General features: G+C 72.3%; 17 protein-coding genes. 11 read left to right on the plus strand and 6 right to left on the minus strand.

The features are described from left to right. Positions 1–70 precede the first annotated feature (70 nt). The 8 genes from OG698_RS31620 to OG698_RS31655 all read left to right on the plus strand — a co-directional run bounded on the left by OG698_RS31620 (position 71) and on the right by OG698_RS31655 (position 11,623). Positions 71–2,260: an acyl-CoA dehydrogenase gene (locus tag OG698_RS31620; protein WP_406107055.1), complete on the plus strand. Its 2,190-nt coding sequence runs from the start codon at positions 71–73 to the stop codon at positions 2,258–2,260. A gap of 31 nt (positions 2,261–2,291) precedes the next feature. Next, on the plus strand, positions 2,292–3,206 hold the full coding sequence (locus OG698_RS31625) for a LysR family transcriptional regulator (protein ID WP_326775999.1): 915 nt from the start codon (positions 2,292–2,294) through the stop codon (positions 3,204–3,206). Positions 3,207–3,413: 207 nt separating this feature from the next. Further along, entirely contained in the window at positions 3,414–4,754 is a 1,341-nt protein-coding gene (locus OG698_RS31630; RefSeq protein WP_406107057.1) for an MFS transporter, read from the plus strand. A gap of 17 nt (positions 4,755–4,771) precedes the next feature. Beyond that, a complete protein-coding gene (locus OG698_RS31635; RefSeq protein ID WP_406107059.1) occupies positions 4,772–6,472 on the plus strand; it encodes an acyl-CoA dehydrogenase family protein in 1,701 nt (566 codons plus the stop codon). Then, a complete protein-coding gene (locus OG698_RS31640; protein ID WP_399980387.1) occupies positions 6,465–7,673 on the plus strand; it encodes a CaiB/BaiF CoA transferase family protein in 1,209 nt (402 codons plus the stop codon). The genes OG698_RS31635 and OG698_RS31640 overlap by 8 nt, the downstream gene beginning before the upstream one ends. A 2-nt stretch (positions 7,674–7,675) precedes the next feature. Then, positions 7,676–8,857 (plus strand): acyl-CoA dehydrogenase family protein, encoded by a 1,182-nt coding sequence (locus tag OG698_RS31645; RefSeq protein ID WP_406107061.1) that lies wholly within the window; start codon positions 7,676–7,678, stop codon positions 8,855–8,857. Positions 8,858–8,917: 60 nt separating this feature from the next. Next, a complete protein-coding gene (locus OG698_RS31650) occupies positions 8,918–10,108 on the plus strand; it encodes a lipid-transfer protein (protein WP_399980381.1) in 1,191 nt (396 codons plus the stop codon). A 75-nt stretch (positions 10,109–10,183) separates the two neighbouring features. Continuing rightward, positions 10,184–11,623, plus strand: coding sequence for a DHA2 family efflux MFS transporter permease subunit (locus OG698_RS31655; RefSeq protein ID WP_406107063.1), 1,440 nt, complete (start codon positions 10,184–10,186; stop codon positions 11,621–11,623). A 15-nt stretch (positions 11,624–11,638) separates the two neighbouring features. On the opposite strand, the gene OG698_RS31660 is transcribed toward OG698_RS31655, so the two are convergent. Genes OG698_RS31660 through OG698_RS31675 form a run of 4 tightly spaced genes read right to left on the minus strand, consistent with a single transcriptional unit; the run spans position 11,639 to position 15,317 of the window. After that, a complete protein-coding gene (locus OG698_RS31660; protein ID WP_399980568.1) occupies positions 11,639–12,271 on the minus strand; it encodes a response regulator in 633 nt (210 codons plus the stop codon). 38 nt (positions 12,272–12,309) lie between these two features. After that, a complete protein-coding gene (locus OG698_RS31665; protein WP_406107064.1) occupies positions 12,310–13,590 on the minus strand; it encodes a sensor histidine kinase in 1,281 nt (426 codons plus the stop codon). Positions 13,591–13,608: 18 nt separating this feature from the next. Beyond that, positions 13,609–14,325, minus strand: a complete 717-nt coding sequence (locus OG698_RS31670) for an ABC transporter permease (protein WP_406107066.1) — start codon at positions 14,323–14,325, stop codon at positions 13,609–13,611. Then, positions 14,322–15,317, minus strand: coding sequence for an ATP-binding cassette domain-containing protein (locus OG698_RS31675; protein ID WP_406107069.1), 996 nt, complete (start codon positions 15,315–15,317; stop codon positions 14,322–14,324). The genes OG698_RS31670 and OG698_RS31675 overlap by 4 nt, the downstream gene beginning before the upstream one ends. 296 nt (positions 15,318–15,613) lie before the next feature. Between OG698_RS31675 and OG698_RS31680 the strand changes: the two genes are divergently transcribed. From OG698_RS31680 to OG698_RS31690, 3 genes are read left to right on the plus strand one after another with little or no spacing between them, the layout of a single operon-like run. Then, on the plus strand, positions 15,614–16,468 hold the full coding sequence (locus OG698_RS31680; RefSeq protein ID WP_399980370.1) for a MaoC/PaaZ C-terminal domain-containing protein: 855 nt from the start codon (positions 15,614–15,616) through the stop codon (positions 16,466–16,468). A gap of 36 nt (positions 16,469–16,504) precedes the next feature. Continuing rightward, on the plus strand, positions 16,505–17,581 hold the full coding sequence (locus OG698_RS31685) for a Zn-dependent alcohol dehydrogenase (RefSeq protein ID WP_406107071.1): 1,077 nt from the start codon (positions 16,505–16,507) through the stop codon (positions 17,579–17,581). A gap of 19 nt (positions 17,582–17,600) precedes the next feature. After that, entirely contained in the window at positions 17,601–18,551 is a 951-nt protein-coding gene (locus OG698_RS31690; RefSeq protein WP_406107073.1) for a 3-oxoacyl-ACP reductase, read from the plus strand. Between the two features lie 55 nt (positions 18,552–18,606). Here the strand turns inward: OG698_RS31690 and OG698_RS31695 are convergent, their stop codons facing one another. After that, on the minus strand, positions 18,607–18,765 hold the full coding sequence (locus OG698_RS31695) for a hypothetical protein (RefSeq protein ID WP_406107075.1): 159 nt from the start codon (positions 18,763–18,765) through the stop codon (positions 18,607–18,609). Positions 18,766–18,811: 46 nt separating this feature from the next. Beyond that, positions 18,812–20,359, minus strand: a complete 1,548-nt coding sequence (locus tag OG698_RS31700) for a hypothetical protein (RefSeq protein ID WP_406107077.1) — start codon at positions 20,357–20,359, stop codon at positions 18,812–18,814. Positions 20,360–20,552 lie beyond the last annotated feature (193 nt).

The following is a 20,552-nucleotide window of genomic DNA, read 5'->3' on the forward strand; positions in this document are numbered from 1 at the left end:
CCTTTTGATTACACGTCTCGCCCGCCATCTGACCTTCCGTCAGATTGGAACGTGTTCTACCGTGCGCCGCATGGGCATCGCGATCACGCAGGAGCAAGAGGAGCTGTCCGACGCCGTGCGCGGCTGGCTCGCACGCGCCGTACCGCCCGAGGAAGTGCGCAAACTGCTCGACGCCCCCGCCGCCCCCGCGGGCCGCCCCGCCCACTGGGACGGACTCGCCGGACAGGGACTGCTCGGTCTCCATCTTCCCGAGGAGTACGGCGGCGGGGGCGGCGACCTCGTCGACCTCGCGGTCGTCCTCGAAGAGGCGGGGCGGGCCGCGCTGCCCGGCCCGTTCGTGGCCGGCGCCGCCGCCTCACTGGTCCTGTGCCACGCGGGCGCCGCCGGCCTCGCCGCGTCCCTCGCGTCCGGCGACCGCATCGGCGCCGCCGCCCTCGGTACGGGAACGCTGACCGCCGTCACCGTGTCCGACGGGCTCGTCCTCGACGGGGTGGCGCCGCCCGTCCTCTCCGGCGGCGACGCCGACCTGCTCCTCCTGGCCGCCGAGTCCGCGACCGGGACCGTATGGGTCGCCGTCGACACGGACACCGCCGGAATCGGCGTCCGCGTCCACGAGAGCGCCGACCCCACGCGCCCCACCGCGGAGATCACCGCCCGGGGCGCCCTGGTGCCGGCCGCCCGGATCCTCGCAGTCGACACGGCCACCGTGCGTGACCTGGTCTCCGTCGTCCTCGCGGCCGACGCGTGCGGCGTCGCGGCGTGGGCGCTGCACACGGCGGCGGAGTACGCGAAGGTGCGGGAGCAGTTCGGGCGGCCGATCGGACAGTTCCAGGGCGTCAAGCACCTGTGCGCGGACATGCTGGTCCGGGTCGAGCAGGCGCGGGCGCTGGTGTGGGACGCGGCGCGGGCGGCGGGGGGCGGTGCTGAGGGGGCCGACGACGGCGCGGCGCGTGAGCTGGTCGTCTCTCTCGCCGCCGGGGCCGCGCTCGATGCCGCGTACTCCTGTGCCAAGGACTGTGTGCAGGTCCTCGGCGGGATCGGGTTCACCTGGGAGCACGACGCCCATCTCTATCTGCGGCGGGCCGTCGTCGCGCGGCAGCTGCTCGGCGCGGGGGACGCGCACCGGCTGCGGGCGGTGCGGCTCGCGGAGGGCGGGGCGCGGCGCGAGCTGCGTCTGGAGCTGCCCGCGGAGGCGGAGGCGTTCCGGGCGGGGGCCCGCGAGGCCGTCGAGGGGATGCGCGGCCTCGACCCGGCCGCGGCCCGCCGGGCCCTCGCGCCCACGGGGTACGCCGCGCCGCACCTGCCCGAGCCGTACGGCCTCGGCGCGGGCCCCGTCCAGCAGCTCGCCGTGCAGCAGGAACTCGCCGCCGCGGGCGTCCGCGTCAGCGACCTCGGCATCGGGACCTGGGTCGTCCCCTCGCTCCTCGCCTACGGCACCCCGGAGCAGCGGGACCGCTATCTCCTGCCCACCTTGCGCGGCGAGGTCATGTGGTGCCAGCTGTTCTCCGAACCCGGCGCCGGTTCCGACCTGGCCTCGCTGCGGACGAAGGCCGAGCGCACCGAGGACGGGCGTTGGCGCGTCAACGGGCAGAAGGTGTGGACGAGCGCCGCCCAGTGGGCCGACCACGGGATCCTGCTCGCCCGCACCAACCCGGACGCCCCCAAGCACAAGGGCCTCACCTACTTCGTCGTCGACATGAAGCGGACCGAGGGCATCGACGTACGGCCCCTGAAGGAGATCACCGGGGACTCGCTCTTCAACGAGGTGTACTTCGACGACGTGCTGCTCCCCGAGGACGCGGTGGTGGGGCAGGTGGACGACGGCTGGCGCGTCGCCCGGAACACGCTCGGCAACGAACGGGTCCACATGGCCGACCAGTTGACCTTCGACACGGGCCTGGAGGCGCTGATCGCCCGCGCCGGAACGCTCGACGGCGCGTACCGGGCGCGGATCGGCGCGCTCGCCACGGAGGCGCACGCCCTGGCCTGCATAGGGCTGCGCACGACGATGCGGCAGGTGGCCGGCGCGGAGCCGGGCCCGGGGGCTTCGGTGAGGAAGCTCGTGCAGACGCCGCATCAGCAGAAGGTCGCCGAACTCGCCCTGGAGCTGCTCGGTCCCGAGGGCGCCCTGAGGGAGGGAGCGGGGGAGCGGGCGCTGCACGGGTTCCTGATGTCGCGCTGCCTGACGATCGCCGGCGGCACGACACAGGTGCAGTTGAACGTCGTGGCGGAACGGATCCTGGGTCTGCCTCGGGACTGAGGCTCGGCGACCCGGGCCGTATCGTCGCCGCGTGGAGCTACGTCACCTCTCAGGATTCGTCGCCGTTGCCGAGGAGCTGCACTTCGGCCGCGCAGCGGAACGGCTGCACATCGCGCAGTCGCCGCTCAGCCAGCAGATCAAGCTGCTCGAGCGGGATCTGGGCGTCAAGCTGTTCGACCGGACCACCCGGACCGTGCGGCTCACCGCGGCCGGGCATGCGCTGCTCGGGCCCGCCCGGCATCTGCTCGCCGAGGCGTCGGCGGTGCGCAGGACCGTGCAGGCCGCGCACCTCGGGGAGGTGGGGCGGGTCACGGTCGGGTTCGCCGGGGCGAGCAGCTACTCCGCGCTGCCGCTGCTCACCCGCGCCGTCACGTCCGAACTCCCGGGTATCGAGCTGGTGTTGGAAGGTCAGACCTATACCGGCGAGGCGCTCGGAAGGATCGCGGACGGGTCCCTCGACGTGGGGTTCGTGGCGCTCCCGGTCCGGCGCGGAATCACCGCGCGCGTCGTGCGGATGGAGCGGCTCGTGCTCGCGCTGCCCGACAGTCATCCGCTCGCCCGGCAGGACGAGGTCCACTTCGCCGAGCTGGCGCACGAGCCGTTCGTGACGTTCCCCGTCGCCCGCGGCTCGGCCGTGCGGGAGGCCATGGTGCAGGCCTGCCACGAGGCCGGGTTCGCGCCCCGGATCGCGCAGGAGGCACCGGACTCGTACAACATGCTCGCCCTCGTCGGCGCGGGTGTCGGGCTCGCCGTCGTCGTGGCGTCCGCGCGCGCCATCCATCTGGAACACGTCGTGTTCAGGCCGCTGGTCGGGGACGACGTGCCGGTGCTCCCCATCGCCCTCGGCTGGCGCACCGGAAACCGCTCGGCGCCCCTCCAGGCGGTCCTGCGCGTGGCGGAGGAGGTCCTGCCGACGCCCCCGGACGCGCCCGACGCCCGCGGATGATCCCCCATATTTTGATGGATGACGTCTGACTGGAGGTCGGTATTGGTCTTGGACACATCCTAATGAGCGGGTGCAGAGTGATCCACGTCTCGCGACGGAGCGATGAGCGCCGGGCGTGGAGCGTGGACGGGCACCGGCCGCTCGGTGGCCCCGCCCCCTCCGGCCCGTCCCCTCCCAGCGGGATGCCGCTACGAGAGGACGCTCGTCATGTCGCACGACGCCCCAGTCCCCGGGGTCAGCGCAACACAGGCCCGTGATGCCCGCCGCGCCGGTGTCACCGCCTTCGTCGGCACCACCATCGAGTGGTTCGACTTCTACATCTACGGCTCCGCGTCCGCTCTGGTCCTCGGCAAGATCTTCTTCGCCGAGGCATCGCCGGCCGTAGGCACCCTCGCCGCCTTCGCCACCTTCTGGGTCGGCTTCCTGGCCCGCCCGCTCGGCGGCGTGATCTTCGGCCACTTCGGCGACCGCTACGGCCGCAAGAAGGCCCTCGTCACCACGCTCACCATGATGGGCGCCGCCACCTTCTGCGTCGGTCTGCTCCCGGGCTACGCCCAGATCGGCGCCGCCGCGCCCGTCCTCCTCGTGCTGCTGCGCATGATCCAGGGCGTCGCGATGGGCGGCGAGTGGGGCGGCGCCGTCCTCATCGCCACGGAGTACGCCCCGCCCAAGCGCAAGCTCCTGTACGGGGCGTTCGCCCAGCAGGGCTCGCCGGTCGGCAACCTCCTCGCCACGCTCGCCTTCCTCGGCATCGCCCAACTCCCGGACGCCGCCTTCGAGTCCTGGGGCTGGCGCGTCCCGTTCCTCTTCTCCGCCGTACTCGTCGCCGTCGGCCTGTTCATCCGCCTGCGGCTCGCCGAGACCCCCGAGATGGCGGCGGCCCTGGAGCGCAAGCAGACGTCCAAGCTGCCCATCAAGGACGTCCTGACCCGCTCGCCGATGCTGGTCCTGCTCGGTGTGCTCGCCGGCACGGCCGGGGTCGCGATCACCTACGTCAAGACGACGTTCGCCCTGTCCTGGGCCACCTCCGACCTCGGCTTCGACCGCACGTCGTTCCTGACCGTCATCTCGCTCGCGCTGGTCGTCCAGGTCGTCGTGCAGCCCTTCGGCGCCGTCCTCGCGAGCAAGTGGCCTGTGCGCAAAGCCGTGTTGTGGATGCTGCTGCCCGAATTCGTCGTGCTGCCGCTGATGTTCGTCCTCGTCGGGACCGGCAACTTCTGGCTGGCCGTTCTCGGCATGGGCCTCGCCACCTTCCCGCACGCCATGTACTACGCGGCGCTCGCCGGCATCCTCGCCCGGGTCTTCCCCGTCGAGGTCCGCTACACGGGCATGTCCCTCTCGTACCAGCTGTGCACGACGCTGTTCGCCGGGACGGCGCCGATCGTCTCCCAGTACCTGCTCAACGCCACCGGCTCGATCTGGCCCGTCGTCGCGCTCGGCCTCGGCTACACCCTCGTGACCCTCGCCGGTGTCCTGCCGCTGCTCGCCCGTACCGCCGCCGCGCCGGAGCCGGCCGCCGTCACCACCCGCACCGCCTCCCACGCCTGACCCGGAGTGATCCCCCGATGAACTACGCCGACCGCGACCCCGCGCTGCGCCCCTTCCTCGACCGTGTCCTGTCCGCCGACGACCGGGCCCGCGTCGAGCCCCTCCTGACCGAACTCGGCGCGCTCGCGGCCGGTGACCTCGACCGGCAGGCCGCGCTCGCCGACGCCAACCCGCCCCGTCTGGTCCAGTACGCGCCCGGCGGCGAACGCGTCGACGAGATCGAGTACCACCCTGCCCACGACCGCGCCGCCGCCATCGCCTACGAGGAGTTCGGGCTCGCCGCGATGTCGCACCGTCCCGGCGTCCACGGCTGGCCGTCCAAGGTCCCGCACACCGTCAAGTACGCCCTGTCCTACCTCTATGTGCAGTCCGAGTTCGGCATGGCCTGCCCGCTGTCCATGACGGACTCGGCCGCCCGCATCCTGCGCCTGTTCGACCCCGAGCGGTACGCGGCCGAGATCGCCGCGCTCTCCTCCACCGACCCCGGGCTGCGGGCCACGGGCGCGATGTTCATGACGGAGAAGCAGGGCGGCACGGACGTCGGCCTGACGGAGACCGTGGCCACCGACCGGGGCGCGCACTGGACGCTCACCGGCAAGAAGTGGTTCGCGTCCAACCCCGGCGCCGACGTGATCCTCACCCTCGCCCGCGTCCCCGGCCAGGGCGAGGGCACCCGCGGCCTCGGCATGTTCCTCGTCCCGCGCCTGCGCCCCGACGGCACCCGCAACGCGATCCGCATCGACCGCCTCAAGGACAAGCTCGGCTCGAAGTCCATCGCGAGCGGCGAGGTCACCCTCGAAGAGGCGTACGCGACCCCCGTCGGCCAACTCGCCAACGGATTCCGGCAGATGGCCGAGATGCTCAACGTCTCCCGCCTGTCCAACGCCATGCGTGCCACCGCTCTGATGCGCCGCGCCGTCCGCGAGTCCGTCGACCACACCCGCGTACGCCACGTCTTCGGCAAGCCGCTCTTCGAGCAGCCCCTGATGCGGGCCACGCTCCTGCCGATGATCATCGACACGGAGGGGGCGCTCGCGCTCGTCCTGGAGGCGGCCGCCCGCCTGACGGCCGCAGACGAAGGAGCCCCCGACGGTGAAGGAGGGGCGGCCCGCGAGCTCGTCCGCGTCCTCACCCCGCTCGCCAAGCACACCCTGTGCAAGCGCGCCCGGACCGTGACCGGCGAGGCCATGGAGATCCGCGGCGGCAACGGCTACATCGAGGACTGGGTCAACCCCCGGCTCGTGCGCGACGCGCACCTCGGCTCCATCTGGGAGGGCTCCTCGAACGTCATCGCGCTCGACGTGCTGCGCTGCATGCGCCGCCAGGGGGCCCACCGCACCCTCGCCGACACGTACGGCGGACGGGCGGAGACGCGGGCCCGCTGGGAGCTGCTGCGCAAGAAGGGCGACGCGCTCCTCGAACTCCCCGCCGATGAGCAGGAGATGAGGATCGGCCGGTACGCCGACGAGCTCACGCGCGCAGTCATGGAGACCCTCCTGTACGACCAGGCCGCCCACGAGACGGAGACCACCGGCAACGGCCGCGCCCTCCTCGTCGCCCGCACCTGCACCGCGCTCCTCGACGACCCGGACACCCCGCCCCGCGCCGCACTGGACCACCTGGCCGAACTGGCCGAGGGTGGACAGGTCGCGCCCGGCACGGCACAGAAGACCCCGGCGAAGGAGAACACTGTGAAGGAGCCCGCCGCACATGCCTGAGCAGCCCCGCCCCGCCGCCCCGCTGGCCGGCATGAAGGTCGTGGACCTGTCCAAGATCCTCGCAGGGCCCTACGTCACCATGTCGCTCGCCGACCTCGGCGCCGACGTCATCAAGGTCGAGCACCCCGACGGCGGCGACCCGACGCGCGCCTGGGGACCGCCCTTCAACGGCCCCGACGCGACCTACTACCTGGCCGCCAACCGCAACAAGCGCTCCGTCACCCTCGACCTCAAGTCCCCCGAGGGGCAGGAGGCCGTCCACCGCATGCTCGCCGACGCGGACGTGATGGTGGAGAACTTCCGGCCCGGCAGCTCGCTCGCCCGCGTCTTCGACTACCGCGAACTCAGCGAGCGCTACCCGCGGCTGGTCATCCTCCACATCTCCGCGTTCGGCGACACGGGCCCGCTGCGCGACGAGCCCGGCTACGACATGGTGGCCCAGGCGTCGGCCGGCCTGATGTCCCTGACCGGCGAACCCGACGGCCCGCCCGTCAAGGCCGGCTACGCGATGGGCGACCTCGGCGCCGCCCTCTTCGGCCTCATCGGCGTCAACGCGGCACTCGTCGAACGCGAGCGCACGGGCCACGGCCAGTACGTGACGACCTCCCTGTACGAGTCCCAGCTCGCCCTGCACATCAACTGGGCGACCGGCTACTTCGCCACCGGGGAGCGCCCCACCCGCCTCGGCTCCGGCCACCCGAGCCTCGTCCCGTACCAGGCCTACCCGGCGTCCGACGGGCACTTCGTGATCGCCGTCGGCAGCGACGGCCTCTTCCGCAAGCTGAGCGAGGCGCTCGGCCACCCGGAGTGGGCCGACGACCCGCGCTTCGCCACCAACCGGGCCCGCGTCACGCACCGCACGGCCCTCAACGCCAAGGTGGAGTCCGTCCTCGTCGACGACACCGTGGCCAACTGGTGCGCCCTGCTGAAGCCGCGCGGCGTCCCCGTCGCGCCGATCCGCACCCTCGACGAGGTCTACGACTGCCCGCAGACCGAGGCGCTCGGCATGGTTCAGAAGGTCGACCATCCCGATGTGGGCCCGCTCCAGCAGGTCGCCTTCCCCGTCACCTTCCGCGGCGAGCGCCCGGCGGTCCGCACCGCCCCGCCCACCCTCGGCCTGCACAGCCGGGACATACTCACCGAACTCGGCTACGACGAGTCAGCCATCGACCGCCTGCTCGACCACCCTCAAGGAGCCTGATCATGCCGTTCGCCGCCCTCGACCCCGTCGACCCGCTGAACCTCGAAGCGCTCTTCACCGACGAGGAGCGGGCCGTGCGCGACACGGTCCGCCAGTACCTCGACGACAAGGTCGAGCCGCACATCGCCGACTGGTTCGAGAGCGGGGAGCTGCCCGCCCTGCGCGAACTCGCCCGCGAATTCGGCAAGATGGGCCTGCTCGGCATGCACCTGGAGGGCTACGGGTGCGCCGGCATGTCGGCCCGCGCATATGGCATCGCGTGCCGCGAGCTGGAGGCGACGGACTCGGGCCTGCGCTCCTTCGTGTCCGTGCAGGGGTCCCTGGCCATGTTCGCGATCCACCGCTTCGGCTCCGAGGAGCAGAAGCAGGAGTGGCTGCCGCGCATGGCGGAGGGCGAGGCCATCGGCTGCTTCGGTCTGACCGAGCCCGACCACGGCTCCGACCCGTCGTCCATGACGACGCGCGCCCGGCGTGACGGCGACGACTGGATCCTCGACGGCCGCAAGATGTGGATCACGAACGGCTCGGTCGCGGCCGTCGCCGTCGTGTGGGCGCAGACCGAGGGCGGGGTGCGCGGCTTCGTCGTGCCCACCGACACCCCCGGCTTCTCGGCGCCGCTGATCAAGCACAAGATGTCGCTGCGGGCGAGCGTGACCAGCGAGCTGGTCCTCGACGGCGTACGCCTGCCCGCGTCCGCCCAGCTCCCTGCGGCGCGCGGCGTGGGCGCGCCGCTGACCTGCCTGAACGAGGCGCGCTACGGCATCGTGTGGGGCGTCACCGGCGCCGCGCGCTCGGCCTGGCAGACGGCCGCCGACTACGCGGGCCAGCGCGAGCAGTTCGGCAAGCCGATCGCCGCGTTCCAGCTCACGCAGCAGAAGCTCGTCGACATGGCGCTCGAACTCCACAAGGCGACGCTGACGGCGCTGCGCCTGGCCGACCTGAAGGACTCGCCCGCCGGTGTCCACCCGGCGCAGATCAGCTTCGGCAAGCTGAACAACGTCCGCGAGGCCATCGAGATCTGCCGCACCGCCCGCACGATCCTCGGCGCCAACGGCATCTCGCTGGAGTACCCGGTGATCCGTCACGCCAACAACCTTGAGTCCGTGCTGACGTACGAGGGCACGACGGAGATGCACACCCTGGCGCTCGGCCAGGCGCTCACGGGTCACGCGGCCTTCCGTTAAGAGGTTCCTCCTGCCACTATCTGACGCATCGTCAGATAGTGGCAGGAGGGTTCCACAGCCATGAGGTCGTACATAGTCGGCGTCGGAATGACCAAGTTCGAGAAGCCCGAGAGTCGCGACTGGCAGTACTGGGACATGGTGAAGGAGGCGGGCGCGGCCGCCCTCGCGGACGCCGGCGTCTCCTACGAGGACGTGGAGCAGGTCCCCGTCGGCTACTGCTTCCAGGCCTCGACCGCCGGGCAGCGCGCGGTCTACGAACTCGGCCTGACCGGCGTCCCCGTCTACAACGTCAACAACAACTGCGCGACGGGTTCGAGCGCGCTGATGCTCGCCCGCCAGTTCGTCGAGGGCGGCCTCAACGACTGCGTGCTGGCGCTCGGCTTCGAGAAGATGCAGCGCGGCGCGCTCGGCGGAGGGGCCGATGGTGGTGACTTCAAGACGTCACCCGTAGCCAGGCACTACGGCATCATGGCCGCGAAGCACGGCTTCGAGATGTCCCCGCCCACCGCCCAGATCTTCGGCGACGCGGCCCGCGAGCACATGGAGAAGCACGGCACGACCGAGGCCCAGCTCGCCGCCGTCGGGGCCAAGAACCACCGGCACTCCGTGAACAACCCGTACGCCCAGTTCCAGGACCCGTACACCGTCGACGAGATCCTCGCCGCGAAGACCATCCACGCGCCGCTCACCAAGCTTCAGTGCTCACCCACCTCGGACGGCGCGGCGGCGGCCGTCGTCGTGTCGGAGCGGTTCGTCGAACTCCACGACCTGGGCGACAAGGCCGTGGAGATCGCCGCGCAGGCCATGACGACCGACACGGGGGAGTCCTTCGCCTCCGGCTCCTGCATCGACGTCGTCGGCCAGCCCATGTCACGCGCCGCCGCCACCCGCGTCTACGAGGACTCCGGGCTCGGCATCGAGGACGTCGACGTGATCGAGCTGCACGACTGCTTCTCCGTCAACGAACTGCTCACCTACGAGGCGCTCGGCATGTGCGCGCCGGGCGCCTCCGGCAAGCTCGTCGAGGAGGGCGCGACGACGTACGGCGGACGCTGGGTCGTGAACCCCTCCGGCGGCCTCATCTCCAAGGGCCACCCGCTCGGCGCGACCGGCATCGCGCAGGCGGCCGAACTGACCTGGCAGCTGAGGGGCGAGGCCGGCGCGCGCCAGGTCGCGGACGCCCGCGTGGGGCTCGCCCACAACATCGGACTGGGCGGCGCCGCCGTCGTGACCATGCTGCGCAGGTCCTAGTCCCGGCGTAGTCCCAGGGGACCAGTACCGGGTGCGCCGAAATCCTGATGTACGGACCGGCAGTGGGCTGAGACCATGACACTCATGCTCGAAGCCCCTGCCGACATCGCCATATCCCGCAAGGCCGCGCCGCCCACCTGGCTCATTGTGGCGGCCGCCTGCGCCGGACAGTTCCTCGTCGTCCTCGACGTCTCCGTCGTCAACGTCGCCCTGCCGTCCATGCGCGCGAACCTGGGGCTCAGCGCCACCGGGCTGCAATGGGTGGTCAACGCCTACTCGATCGCGTTCGCCGGGTTCATGCTGCTCGGCGGGCGGGCCGGCGACCTGTTCGGGCGCAAGCGGATGTTCCTCGTGGGGCTCGGGCTCTTCACGCTCGCCTCCCTCGCGGGCGGCCTCGCGCAGGAGGGCTGGCAGTTGCTCGCCGCCCGCGCCGTCCAGGGACTCGGCGCCGCGGTCCTCGCGCCGTCGACGCTCACCATCCTGACGTCCGCAGTCCCGGAGGGCGCCGCCCGCGCCCGGGCCATCGCGACCTGGACCGCCGTCGGGGCGGGCGGCGGCGCGGCCGGCGGCCTCGTCGGCGGCGTGCTCACCGAGGGCCTCGACTGGCGCTGGGTGCTGCTGATCAACGTCCCCCTGGGCGCCCTGGTGCTCACGGCCGCCGCCCGCTGGATCCAGGAGTCGAAGGCCGGCGGCGAGCGGCGCCTCGACCTGCCGGGCGCTGTCCTCGTCACGGCGGGCACCGCGACCCTCGCGTACGGGGTCGTGCAGACCGAGGCCGAGGGCTGGGGCGCCGCCGCGACCCTGGTGCCGCTCGGCGTCGCCCTGGCGCTGATCGTGACGTTCCTCGCCGTCGAGGCACGCACACGGCTCCCGCTGATGCCGCTCGGCCTGTTCCGGGTCCGTGCGGTCGCGGCGGCCAACGCGGCGATGTTCGTGTGCGGCATGGGCAGCTTCGCGATGTGGTTCTTCATGACCCTGTACGCGCAGAACGTCCTCGGCTACACCCCGATCGAGGCCGGCCTCGCTCTCGTGCCCAGCTCGCTCGCCGTCGTCGCCGGATCCAAGATCGCCCCGCGCCTGATGCGCGGCGCCGGCGCACGGGCCGTCGCCGTGTCCGGCGTCCTCATCACGGCCGCCGGGTTCACCTGGCAGTCGACGATGGGCCCGCACGGTGGTTACGTCACCGGGATCATGCTGCCGGGCATGGTGATGATGGCGGGCGCCGGACTCGCGATGACGCCCCTGGCCTCGCTCGCCACCTCGGGCGCCGCGCCCGGGGACGCCGGTCTGGTGTCCGGACTCGTCAACACCTCGCGGACGCTGGGCGGTTCGCTGGGCCTCGCGATCCTGTCCACCGTGGCGGCCGGCCGCTCCGCCGGGGGAACCGGGCCCGAGGACCTCACCAACGGGTACGCGGCCGCGTTCCGGTGGGGTGCGGGCATCCTCCTGGTGGCGGTGGTCCTGCTGGTGACGTGGATGCCGCGCGCGAAGGAAACCCGGCAGCCCGCGAGTTGAGCGGGTCGGAGGCCGTCACAGCCACCCCTGCTGGCGCGCCTCCCGCAACGCCTCCATGCGGTTACGGGTCCCTGTCTTGCCGATGGCCGAGGACAGATAGTTGCGCACCGTCGACTCCGACAGATGCAGCTTGCCCGCGATGTCGGAGACCGTCGCACCGTCCACCGACGCCTTCAGGACGTCGCACTCGCGGGCCGTCAGCGGGTTCGGGCCCGCGCTCAGCGCGGCCGCCGCGAGCGCCGGGTCGATGACCGTCTCGCCGCGCAGGACCCGCCGGACCGCCTCCGCGAGATCCTCCACCGGACCGTCCTTGACCAGGAATCCGGCCGCGCCCGCCTCCATCGCCCGGCGCAGATAGCCCGGCCTGCCGAACGTCGTCAGGATCAGGACCCGGCAGTCCGGGCACTCCTCACGCAGGTCCGCCGCCGCGTCCAGGCCGCTGCGGCCCGGCAGTTCGATGTCGAGGAGCGCCACGTCGGGCCGCGTCTCCAGCGCCGTTCCGACGATCGCGTCACCCCTCGCGACCTGTGCGACGACCTCGATGTCCGCCTCCAGGCCGAGCAGCAGCGCGAGAGCGCCCCGCATCATGCCCTGGTCCTCGGCGAGGAGCACTCGTACGGACTTCGCGGGGCGGTGGTCCTGGGGCATCTCGTTCACGGGCCCAGGGTAGAGCGCCCCGCGCGCCGTCACCCCGCGCGTTCCGGCTCCAGCATCGCGTCCGGCTCCGCTTCGCCCGGCAGGGCCGGGAGTTCGGCCGTCACCGTGAAGCCGCGCGCGGCCGGGCCCGCCTCCAGGGAGCCGCCGGCCGCGCCGAGCCGCTCGGTCAGGCCCCGCAGGCCCGTACCGCCGAGGCCCGGCTCCGGTGGCTCGGCGGCGGCGCCGCGGCCGTTGTCGTGCACGCGGAGCCGTACGTGTTCCGGGGTGCCGTCCACGGAGATCTCGCAGCGCGCCGCCCCGCTGTGGCGCACCGCGTTCGTGACCGCCTCCCGCACCACCCAGCCGAGCAGCGCCTCCGTCTGCGCGGCGAGCGGCGGGCCCGACTGGCGTACGACGGGCTCGATCCCGGCCGCCATGAGCGCCGAGCGGGCGCGGTCGAGCTCGGTGGTGAGACTGCCCTCGCGGTAGCCGGTGACGGCCTCGCGGATCTCGGTCAGCGCCTGCCGGCCGACGGACTCGATGTCCGACACCTGCGTGAGCGCCGCGTCGAGATCGCGGTGCGCGAGCCGGCGGGCCGCCTCCGACTTCACCACGATCACGGAAAGCGTGTGCCCGAGCAGGTCGTGCAGATCGCGGGAGAACCGCAGCCGCTCCTGCTCCACCGCGCGGTGCGCCAACTCCTCGCGGGCGGCGCGCAGTTCACGTACCGCCTCGGCCAGGGAGAGGATCGCGGCGGTCACCATCGTGGACAGGAACGTGCCGTACGCGATGTTGAGCGCGTCCCAGCCCTCCTCGAGACCGCCGATGGTCCCGGCGAGCGCGCTCAGGCCGAGGGCGACCTGGCCGAGACGGCGGCCCCGCACGACCGCGCCCGTCGCCAGGCCGAGCAGCGGGAAGAACATCAGCCAGCTGCCGCCGTAGGTGATCGCGAGCCCACAGGTGAGCAGGCCCATCGCGATCAGCGCCAGGAGCGTGTAGCGGGCCTCGCGCCGCCTCTTGTCGAATGCCTGGAACACGACCGAGATGTACAGGCTGTTGAAGACGAAGAGGCCGATGCCGCCGATCCAGGGGTTGGCCGTCTTGCCCTGGAGGAGGTTCGAGAAGGCGCCGAGCCCCATCAGGAGCCAGGGCAGCAGCGCGAATCCGTTCGGCGGCGGACCCATGGGCCCGCCCTCCGGCGTCCCGCTGTTCTTCGCGTCCTTGTCCCGGGCCCGCCACTCCGCCTTCCAGACGTCCCGGTCCGCCTTCCACTCCCGGCGGGCGTCCCGCAGCTCGAACATCCGGCAGGTGACTCGGTGCTTCCAGGCCATGGTTCCCCAGCTCCCCGTTCAGACGGTCCGCGCGGCCCTGCGGTACGACACCACAGCGTACGAACCGAAGGCCAGCAGCCAGGCGACGAGCACCGCGACAGCGGCGGCGGACGGCGCGTGACCGTCGGCGACGGCCGTGCCGAGCTGCGCGAACCGGTTCGTCGGCGTGTACGACGACACGGACTGCAGCCACCCGGGGAAGAGCGCGATCGGGAACCACAGGCCGCCGAGTACGGAGAGCCCCAGATTGCACACCATGTTCGCGACACCCGTGGTCTGCGCGGTCAGCCGGTAGCCGTTGCCGAGTCCGAGCAGGGTGAAGGGGATCGAGCCGAGCCACAGCAGCAGCGCGATGACGGCCCACTGCCACACGTCCAGCCGCACCCCGTTGACCAGGCCGCCCGCGAGGAGCACCGCCGCGATCGACGGCAGCACCGTCACCGACCCCGTCAGGGCCCGGCCCGTCACCACCTGGCGCGGCGTCATCGGGGTGACCCGCAGCTGCCGCAGCCATCCGATGGTCTTGTCCTCGGCGACCCCGCCGCCGGTGTTGAGGGCCGAGCCCACCGCGCCGTAGGCGGCCATGCCGACCATGGAGACGGTCCTCCACTCGGGGTCGTTCTCACCGAGGTTGGTGAACAGCAGGTACATCAGCACCGGCATCCCGACACCGAAGATCACGAACATGGTGTCACGCAGGGTCCTGCGCACTTCGAGCCTGATGTAGTCGATCATCGAACCGTCTCCAGATCCGTGTCGGAACCGCTGCCGGGACGGTTGTCCGAACCGCTGTCCGAACTGCTGTCGGTACCGCTGCCCGAACGGCCGTCCGCACCGCTCGTCAGTGCCATGAACGCGTCGTCGAGCGAGGCCGGGGCGACCTCAAGACCCCGGATCGCGTTCAGTCCGGCCAGCGCGATCACCGTCGCGTCCGAGTCGTCCGTACGCAGCCTGGCCCGGTCCCCCCGGATCTCCACGGCCGTCACGCCCGGCAGCAGCGACAGGCCCTCCGTGCCGCGCCCGGCCAGGTCGAACGAGACGAGGCTGCCGCCCGCGGCCCGTTTCAGCTCCTCGCCGCTGCCGACCGCGACGACCTTGCCGTGGTCGATGACCACGATGCGGTCGGCGTGCGCGTCGGCCTCCTCCAGGTAGTGCGTGGAGAAGAGCACCGTGTGGCCGCGCCGCGCGTAGGACCGCATCGACGCCCAGAACGCGTGCCGTGCCTCCACGTCGAGGGCGGCCGTCGGCTCGTCGAGCACGAGCAGGGCCGGGTTCCCGGCCAGGGCCACGGCGAACCGCACCCGCTGGGTCTGGCCGCCGGACAGCTTGTCGACGCGCCGCTGCGCGAGCTCCTCGATGCCGGCCAGTGCGAGCGCGTCGGCGACGGGCATCGGCGCCGGGTAGCGGCCCGCCACGAAGGAGACCAGCTCACGGACCGTGACCCGGGGGACCGCGCGGCCCTCCTGGAGCATCGCGCCGACCTGCCCGGCGCGCACCGCCTGCTCCGGCGTGGTGCCGAAGAGCGAGACCGTGCCCTCGTCCGGGGTGTCGAGGCCCAGCAGGAGGGCGATCGTGGAGGACTTGCCCGCGCCGTTGCGGCCGAGCAGGGCGACGGTCTCGCCGCGCCGGATCTCCAGATCGACCCCGTCGACGGCGCGCACCGCGCCGAATGTCTTGACCGCCCCCGTGAAGGACACGGCCACCGGTGTCCCGTCTGTCGTCGTCATGGCAAGGACGCTACGGGCCGGGGGCCGGGCGCGGCAGATGCCGGTTGTACGGAGCCGGGCAGTACAAATGTCACGGCCGCCCGGCCCGGCCGTCCGCCGACCGAATCTGACATGGCGTCAGGAGTCTTCCCAACTGCCGTGGTCTTGGCTATACATGGGATCGCCGGACTGGAACGCGTTCTAGAACGGGCGCGTGGCGTTCCACCAGAGTCCCTCCGGCCCAGCAACGACCTCGGTGCGACCGACGGTGCGGACGGCCGCACCGAGGTCTTTCCCGCACAAGGAGTCTCTGTCTGATGCCGATCGACGCAGCCAAGGCCGTAGCCGCCGAACCCCGGTCCGCCGAGATCACCTGGGACCACAAGGACATCCAGCTCTACCACCTCGGCCTCGGCGCGGGCACCCCCGCCACCGACCCCGACGAGCTGCGCTACACCCTTGAGTCCCGGCTGCACGTCCTGCCCAGCTTCGCCACCGTCGCAGGCGCCGGAATGGGCGTCGTCGGCGGCCTCTCGGCCCCCGGCATCGAGGTCAACCTCGCCCACGTCCTGCACGGCGGCCAGAGCGTCGAACTGCACCGCCCCATCCCCGTAAAGGGCAGTGCGACCTCCACCTCACGCGTCGCCGCCGTCTACGACAAGGGCAAGGCCGCCATCCTCGTCCTGCGCACCGAGGTCGCCGACGCGGACGGCCCGCTGTGGACCAGCGACGCGCAGATCTTCGTCCGCGGGGAGGGCGGCTTCGGCGGCGACCGCGGACCGTCCGCCCGCGTCGAGGCGCCCACCGGCGAGCCCGACCGCACCGTCGACCGCCCCGTCCGCGAGGACCAGGCACTCCTGTACCGGCTCTCCGGGGACTGGAACCCCCTGCACGCCGACCCGGAGTTCGCCAAGCTCGCCGGCTTCGACCGGCCCATCCTGCACGGTCTGTGCTCGTACGGCATGACGCTCAAGGCCGTCGTCGACACGCTCCTCGACGGCGACGTGTCCCGCGTGCGGTCCTACGCGACGCGGTTCACCGGGGTCGTCTTCCCGGGCGAGACGCTGCGGATCAGGATGTGGCGCTCCGAGGGCCGGATCCAGGTCACGGTCACCGCCGTCGAGCGGGACGAGGCGCCCGTACTCGCCGACACCATCGTCGAACACGCCTGACCCCATCGGGACCCTTCGGGAGAGGAGCCGCACGCCATGCGCGCAGCCGTACTGCACGAGATAGGCCAGGACAAACTCGAGGTACTCGACGACGTCGAGGCGGTGGGCTTCGGCCCCGGCAAGGTGAGGATCCGGGTCAGGGCCACCGGCCTGTGCCACTCCGACGTGTCCGCGATGAACGGCGTGCTGCCGCAGCCCGCCCCCTTCATCCCCGGCCACGAGGGCGCGGGTGAGATCCTCGACGTCGGCGACGGAGTCACGAACGTCAAGCCCGGCGACCGCGTCCTGGTGTGCTGGCTCCCGGCCTGCGGCGCCTGTCCGGCGTGCAAACGCGGCCAGACCCAGCTCTGCCTCGCCGGGTTCATGAACGCGGGCACCCCCAACTTCAAGCGTCCCGGCGGAGACGTCTTCGGCTTCGCGGGCACCGGCACCTTCACCGAGGAGGTCGTCGTCGACGCGGGCTGCGCCGTGCCCATCCCCGACGACGTGCCCTTCGACATCGCGGCCCTCATCGGCTGCGGCGTCACCACCGGGCTCGGCGCCGCCATCAACACCGCGGACGTGGCCACCGGTTCGTCCGTCGCCGTCATCGGCTGCGGCGGCGTCGGCATCTCCGCGATCCAGGGCGCCCGGCTCAAGGGCGCCGCGCAGATCGTCGCCGTGGACCCCGTCGAGTCGCGCCGCGAGGCCGCCCTCAAGTTCGGCGCCACCGAGGCCGTCGCACCCGACGCCCTCGGCGACGCCAAGCAGCGCATCACCGCGGGCGAGGGCTTCGACTACGTCTTCGAGGTCGTCGGCAAGTCCGCCACGGCCCGCACCGCCTACGAGACGACGCGGCGCGGCGGCACCCTGTGCATCGTCGGCGCGGGCGCCCTCGACGACTTCCTCCAGCTCAACATGTTCGAGCTGTTCTTCGACGAGAAGAAGATCCTGCCGTCCATGTACGGCGGCGGCGACGTCCTGACCTCCTACGAGCGGGCCATCGCCCTCTGGCGGGCCGGCCGCATCGACCTGGAGAGCCTCATCACGCACCGCGTGCAGCTCGCCGAGATCAACGAAGCCCTCGACCAGATGCGGACGGGCACCGCGCTGCGCACCTGCATCGAAATCTGAGAGAGGACCCCGATCCCCGATGGCATCAGAGTCACTGCCGCTTCAGGGCCTGTCCGCGATCGTCACCGGCGCGGGCCGCGGCCTCGGCCGGGCGGAGGCGCTCGAACTCGCCCGGCTCGGCGCGAGCGTCGTCGTGAACGACTTCGGACAGCCGGGCCGCGACGGCTCCGGCGGCGCCGACGCCACCCCGGCCGAGGAGGTCGCCGCCGAGATCCGGGCCGCGGGCGGGCAGGCCGTCGCCCACCTCGGCGACGTCGCCGACCACGAACAGGCCCGCGCACTCGTCCAGTTGGCCGTCGACACGTACGGAAAACTCGACATTCTCGTCAACAACGCGGGCATCCTGCGCGACCGCATGATCTTCTCGATGAGCGAGGACGAGTGGGACTCGGTCATCCGCGTCCACCTCAAGGGCCACTTCAACACGAGCCACTTCGCGTCCGTCCACTGGCGGGCACGCTCCAAGGCGGCGGGCGCGCCGGTCTACGGCCGCATCGTCAACACCTCGTCCGAGGCGTTCCTCGCCGGCTCGGCCGGACAGCCGAACTACGCGGCGGCCAAGGGCGGCATCGTCGGCCTGACGACCTCCTCGGCCCTCGCCCTCGGCAAGTACGGCGTCACCGCCAACGTCATCTGCCCCCGCGCCCGCACCCGTATGACCGAGGACGTCTTCGCGGGCTTCGCGGAGCCCGGCGCCGGCGAACTCGACCCGCTGGCCCTCGAACACGTGGCCCCGCTCGTCGGCTACCTCGCGTCCCCGGCCGCCGGGAACGTCAACGGCCAGCTGCTCGTCGTGCACGGCGGCATGGTCGCCGTCGTCGAACGCCCCAAGGTCTCCGCCAAGTTCGACACCGAGAAGGACGCGTTCAGTTACGAGGAGCTGGACGCGCTGCTCACCCCGCACTACGCGGACCGGCCGCCGAACGAGACATTCGCCGCGGCCGAGGTGCTCGGCCTCAAACACGCCTGACCCCATGACGGAGGGGCCCGGAACCATACGGTTCCGGGCCCCTCCGTCATGCCGTTCAGCCCTGTTCGGACTGCACCCTGCGGTGCCGGCCGTGCGGCGCCGCGTTCTCGTCCCGCGAGGACACACCACCACGGTGCCGGCCGGGACCGGCGGACCTGTCCGCCGCCTCCCTGGACTCCGCCGTGGTCATCTCCGCGTTCATCGTCTCGGCCATCGAACAACTCACCCCGTAACAAGATCCTTCAAACAGCCGGGCGAGTCTAACCGGCGGGTGCCGCCCGTGTCCCGGCGGCCGGCGCGCGTCGCTTGAGACCGGCTAGAGGAGCCTGCTGCAGCGGGACCGGACGGGCCGCCGCGGGCGGCTCAGGAACCGTCCGCGGAACCTGTTCCCCCTCTTCCTCCACGGGTTCCGGCACCGACATGCGCGCGATCCCGCAGGGCACCGACTCGGTGGCGTACGGCAGTTGCAGCTCACCGTCACGTGTCCAAGAGCCCGAGCCCGCCAACCATCCCTGCGGAGCCGCGAGTTGATGCATCTGGCGCCCGGCGGGCCGCCACAGACCCAGCCAGGTGCCCGCGGCGCCGTCGATCCGCAGCGCCACCGCACAGCTCTCCGGCATCAGCGTCTGACCCGGCTGGATCGCGAAGGGCGTCACCGCGCAGTCGGTCAGACGCAGGCACTCCGGGAAGCGAACCGGCAGCGTCGAGCCCAGCACGCCCCAACCCAGGCGTTCCCGGCCCGGCGACGGCGCGTCCGAACGGATCAGGAGCAGCCCGCTGTCCGGATCGGCGAGCACCAGGCGGTCCGCGCTGGACTCCGCGATCTGGAGCAGCGGCGTGACCTCGCCGCCCCGCCCCAGGTCCACCGCGACCGTCTTGACGGGACCCTCGTCGAGAGACCGGTCCAGGGCCAGCATCCGGCCCGAGCGGTCCAGCCACACCCCGCCCGAACAGCGCCCCGGAACCTCGGCCACGAACTCGGGCCCGAACGCCCCGCCCGCGACCATCCACACACCCGTCGACCGCTCGCCGACGGCGATGGCGTACGCGCATCTGCCGCCCGGCGCCGGCGGAAGCATCGTCAACTCCCCACCGCTCACGGCCCCGAGAAGCACCTCGCCCGTTCGCGGACCCGTCGGATACAGCAGGGAGAAGGAGTGCCGGCCGTCCACCACGCGCCGGATGAGCACGCGCCCGTCGCCCATCGGCACGACCTCGGTCCCGGGTTCCTCCGGCTGATTCCCCGGCAACGGCACCGCGTACGGCTCGGGCCCGTCCAGCGTCCACCGCTCGGGAAACCAGGACGTACCGTCACACGCGAGCCGCGCGGCGTAGGCCCCGTCGGCGGTGATGACACAGGCGGGGCGGGGGGTGGGGGGAGCGGGGTCGGGGGCGCTCGCGGGGCGCGGGGTGCTGTCCGGGGCTTGGGCGTTCGCCGGTCCTGGGCGGGGGGTCGGGGGTTGCGCGGTCGCCGGTCCCGGGCCGGGGTCCGGGGCCCGCCCGTACTCCGGTCCTGGGGTGCCGTCCTGTCGGGGACCGGCGGTCTGGGCTTGCCCGGACTCCGGGGCGGGCCGGTTCTCCGGCGGATTCCCGTACTCCGGGGCGGGCCCGCTCTCCGACGCACGTCCATACTCCGAGGCACGCTCGCGCTCCGGGGCTGCGCCCGGCTCCCGGTCCGGGGCTGCGCCCGGCTCCGGGTCCGGGTCCTGTCCGTTCTCCGGATCGTGTCCGCTGTCCGGGGCCGGTCCGCGCGCCGGGCCCGGTCCGCTCTCCGGCTCCGTCGTGGGCTCGATCGCCAAGGCCGTCATGGGGATCACTCACCTCCGGTTCGTCCGAGCCGAAGCTAGTTTTCGCACGCGCTGCCGTGGCACTCACGGCTCAGGCTTCACACCAAAGGGTGGCCATGTCCGTATCTGCCTGAAAGGGGTGGGTCGGATGTGCTGGCACGTCCGGAAGTGCCTGATGTTAGGTTTGCCTAACCGTATTTAGGCAGCCTGACGC

Source organism: Streptomyces sp. NBC_01003, from assembly GCF_045162695.1.
Taxonomy (GTDB): Bacteria; Actinomycetota; Actinomycetes; order Streptomycetales; family Streptomycetaceae; genus Streptomyces.

Bases quoted from the DNA above. Each gene is read 5' to 3' on its own strand.
- OG698_RS31685 (WP_406107071.1), top strand. From the start codon at position 16,505: ATGCGCGCAGCCGTACTGCACGAGATAGGCCAGGACAAACTCGAGGTA.
- OG698_RS31645 (WP_406107061.1), top strand. From the start codon at position 7,676: ATGCCGTTCGCCGCCCTCGACCCCGTCGACCCGCTGAACCTCGAAGCG.
- OG698_RS31630 (WP_406107057.1), top strand. From the start codon at position 3,414: ATGTCGCACGACGCCCCAGTCCCCGGGGTCAGCGCAACACAGGCCCGT.
- OG698_RS31660 (WP_399980568.1), bottom strand. From the start codon at position 12,271: ATGCCCCAGGACCACCGCCCCGCGAAGTCCGTACGAGTGCTCCTCGCC.
- OG698_RS31695 (WP_406107075.1), bottom strand. From the start codon at position 18,765: ATGGCCGAGACGATGAACGCGGAGATGACCACGGCGGAGTCCAGGGAG.
- OG698_RS31635 (WP_406107059.1), top strand. From the start codon at position 4,772: ATGAACTACGCCGACCGCGACCCCGCGCTGCGCCCCTTCCTCGACCGT.
- OG698_RS31640 (WP_399980387.1), top strand. From the start codon at position 6,465: ATGCCTGAGCAGCCCCGCCCCGCCGCCCCGCTGGCCGGCATGAAGGTC.
- OG698_RS31680 (WP_399980370.1), top strand. From the start codon at position 15,614: ATGCCGATCGACGCAGCCAAGGCCGTAGCCGCCGAACCCCGGTCCGCC.
- OG698_RS31655 (WP_406107063.1), top strand. From the start codon at position 10,184: ATGACACTCATGCTCGAAGCCCCTGCCGACATCGCCATATCCCGCAAG.
- OG698_RS31620 (WP_406107055.1), top strand. From the start codon at position 71: ATGGGCATCGCGATCACGCAGGAGCAAGAGGAGCTGTCCGACGCCGTG.
- OG698_RS31650 (WP_399980381.1), top strand. From the start codon at position 8,918: ATGAGGTCGTACATAGTCGGCGTCGGAATGACCAAGTTCGAGAAGCCC.
- OG698_RS31700 (WP_406107077.1), bottom strand. From the start codon at position 20,359: ATGACGGCCTTGGCGATCGAGCCCACGACGGAGCCGGAGAGCGGACCG.
- OG698_RS31675 (WP_406107069.1), bottom strand. From the start codon at position 15,317: ATGACGACGACAGACGGGACACCGGTGGCCGTGTCCTTCACGGGGGCG.
- OG698_RS31690 (WP_406107073.1), top strand. From the start codon at position 17,601: ATGGCATCAGAGTCACTGCCGCTTCAGGGCCTGTCCGCGATCGTCACC.
- OG698_RS31670 (WP_406107066.1), bottom strand. From the start codon at position 14,325: ATGATCGACTACATCAGGCTCGAAGTGCGCAGGACCCTGCGTGACACC.
- OG698_RS31665 (WP_406107064.1), bottom strand. From the start codon at position 13,590: ATGGCCTGGAAGCACCGAGTCACCTGCCGGATGTTCGAGCTGCGGGAC.